Source organism: Xanthomarina spongicola, from assembly GCF_003148645.1.
Lineage (GTDB): Bacteria > Bacteroidota > Bacteroidia > Flavobacteriales > Flavobacteriaceae > Xanthomarina > Xanthomarina spongicola.
The window spans coordinates 1-2,615 of record NZ_QGGP01000020.1; the positions used below are offsets into that span (position 1 = coordinate 1).

Annotated in this window: 3 protein-coding genes; all 3 read right to left on the reverse strand. The window is 32.8% G+C overall.

All coding sequences use genetic code 11. The features are described from left to right. Window positions 1–271: 271 nt before the first annotated feature. The 3 genes from LX78_RS14605 to LX78_RS14615 all read right to left on the reverse strand — a co-directional run bounded on the left by LX78_RS14605 (window position 272) and on the right by LX78_RS14615 (window position 2,331). Window positions 272–751, reverse strand: coding sequence for a hypothetical protein (locus tag LX78_RS14605; protein ID WP_109683518.1), 480 nt, complete (start codon window positions 749–751; stop codon window positions 272–274). A 159-nt stretch (window positions 752–910) separates the two neighbouring features. Then, on the reverse strand, window positions 911–1,621 hold the full coding sequence (locus LX78_RS14610) for a DUF6090 family protein (protein WP_170109862.1): 711 nt from the start codon (window positions 1,619–1,621) through the stop codon (window positions 911–913). 35 nt (window positions 1,622–1,656) lie between these two features. After that, a complete protein-coding gene (locus LX78_RS14615; RefSeq protein WP_109683520.1) occupies window positions 1,657–2,331 on the reverse strand; it encodes a DUF6090 family protein in 675 nt (224 codons plus the stop codon). Window positions 2,332–2,615: the final 284 nt, after the last annotated feature.

Genomic DNA, 2,615 nt, shown 5'->3' on the forward strand with positions numbered 1-2,615 from the left:
ATTGAACTTCAATCCGCTCTTTTTGTGAATAGGCAAATGATATTAATGAAATAAAAAGTATTGAAAGAAGTTGTTTTTTCATATGTTGCCTAACGGTTTTGTGTATGATTAGTTACGTTTGAGCCTTGCGACTAATTTGGCTTGCCGAGACAGCCTGAAAGGTAGGCAAAACGCTTTGGAAAAGGAGCAAGGCTTAGTTACCACGTTTCTAATTAGCAACTAAGTTAATTAATTTCGTAGAATTTCCGAGTAGGAAATTCGCAGTAATTAATTATACACGTTGTTGTACGTTGGCTTTTTTTAGGTTTTTAATTATTTTTATTAAACTGGGAATTATAGAAAATAATAAGCTCAAAGCTATAATCAGTCCATAATATATTTCGTTGTATCCCAATCTTCTAATCCCATTATCGCAAGCAGTACATTCGATAATTTTAAAATGAGCATTTAAGGCACTAATACTAATAAGACCAATTCCGAAAATTATAATTAGAATAATCCCATTCCACAAAATTTTAGAAAATTTATTTGTTTTATTTGAGTGATAGAATAGGAGTGATGTTAAACCAAAACTTATGAAAGATATTGGATTTCCAAAAAGATAAAAATCCTTACCTCCAAATTGAATTCCGTTATTGGTTGTCCATTGAAATAAATCTTGGATTAATTGGCGAAAAAATGAATCACTAAAAATTCCTATTCCAATTCCACTTGCAAAAAACAAAATTCCAATAATTATTCTTTTTATCAATTCGAGTGAGTTTTTCAGCTTGCGTACAACGTTTAGTATATGAAAAGTAGGCGTTTTCGAACTGCCCAACTTTCGGTTAAGCATAAAGTTTGATACGAGCCAAAAGCCTTGATTCTATTACTAACTCGCCTATTTTTTATATACATTGTTGTGCTTTCGTTATTTTTCAGGTTTTGAAAGCTCAATAATTCGGTCGATAGTGGTTTTGATCCGTTCTAATTCACTTATTTTACTTGATTCAATTTCAATTTTATGCAGTCCTAATATATTCTTTAAATTATCTTCTCTGCGATAGAATATTGTCTCGAACTGCAAGGTAGAAAGAAAGTTTATGTCAACTCGTTCATCATCAAAGTCAAGTTTCCACCCAAGAAATTGCGTAATTTCAGGAAATAGAATTTCGTAGTTATCTTTTATCGCCATACTCTCTTCTTCTTGATAATCGGCTAATATATCTTCCCATGAAACAAGAAGTCTTCTTAACTCTGCATTGGATATAAGCTCGAAGGAAGATGTATTTACGAGTGAACGAATCACACCCTGGGTTGGGTTAAAGGTAATCCCACGTCCCCAACCTATCATCTTCTCTCTAAAAGTTTTAATATTGATTGTTTTTGGGTCGATAGGAAATTGAGCAATTACGTATTGCGTACTTGCCATTGCTAACTTATGTCTATCTACTACTTTCTCAAATTGAGCTTTATTTTCAACGAATTCATTGTGTAACGCTTCAAGTAACAATTGTTCTTTTTGAATGGCGATACGTTGCTGATTCCAATTGTTGACCTGCAATGCTAGTAGGATACCTATCATGACTAATACAATTTCTCCAATAGCATATTTAAAATACTTTCCAGTTTTGTTTTCCATTAGTAAGTTTTGGCGAATTCTTCTGAAGAATTTTATCATTGGTCTGTAGGTTGTGTTAATCGAATAATCTCGTTAATGTGATTTTCTATGGGTTCTTCCTCTATAGCTTTAACAACACCTCGAATATGATTTCTTCGCCCGATAATCAAGTTTTGAAATTTTCTGGTACTTAAGGCATCCAGATTCCTTTCTTTGTCTTTTCCTGTGAAATCAAATACATTTCTGAAATAAGGCCAAAGGAAGTTATTCAAATAATTATAGTATGCCATTTCATCTTCTTGATAGTCGAGCAAAACATCTTTCCAAGAAACTAGGTATTTCTGTAAATCTTCATCTTGAATTAATTGAATAGCATTTGAATTGACCACGGATTCTACAGAGCTAGAATATGGATTATAGGTCATATCTTGTATTTGTAATTTGTATTTATTGTAAGCTGCAAGCTTTAGAGTATCTCTGTTTAAAGGGAACAAAACAATTATGTTTTCCAAGGCGTTCAGCCCTCGATAATGAATAGCTTTAACAGAATCAAAACTCACTTTATTTTGGATAAAATCTCTATGGATATTGTCTAATAGTTTACGCTCGCTAATGCGGTCTTTACGTTCTTGATTCCAATTGCTCACTTGTAGGGCTAGTAGGATACCAATCATCACAAGAACAATTTCACCAATAGCGTATTTAAAATACTTTCCAGTTTTGTTTTCCATAAGCAAGTTTTGGCGGATTTTTCTAAAGAATTTTATCATTGGTTAATGGTTGGTTATAATGAAGCACAACGGCGATGTGTATGGTTAGTTGCGTGTTTCAGCAACTAAGTTAGCAAACAAATCACAGATAGAAAATTCCAGCGGAATTTTCGTAAGTCGGCAGTGAACCAAGCAATTAATTATACACGGCTTAAGTTTGTAATTCACTAAATTTAAGTAATAATCAGAAAGAACAAAAGAGAGAATTAAGGTTACTATACACGGTGAAGCATTTAGACTTCGGC

Coding starts and splice junctions, on each gene's coding strand:
- LX78_RS14610 (WP_170109862.1), bottom strand. CDS start 1,621: ATGGAAAACAAAACTGGAAAGTATTTTAAATATGCTATTGGAGAAATT.
- LX78_RS14615 (WP_109683520.1), bottom strand. CDS start 2,331: ATGGAAAACAAAACTGGAAAGTATTTTAAATACGCTATTGGTGAAATT.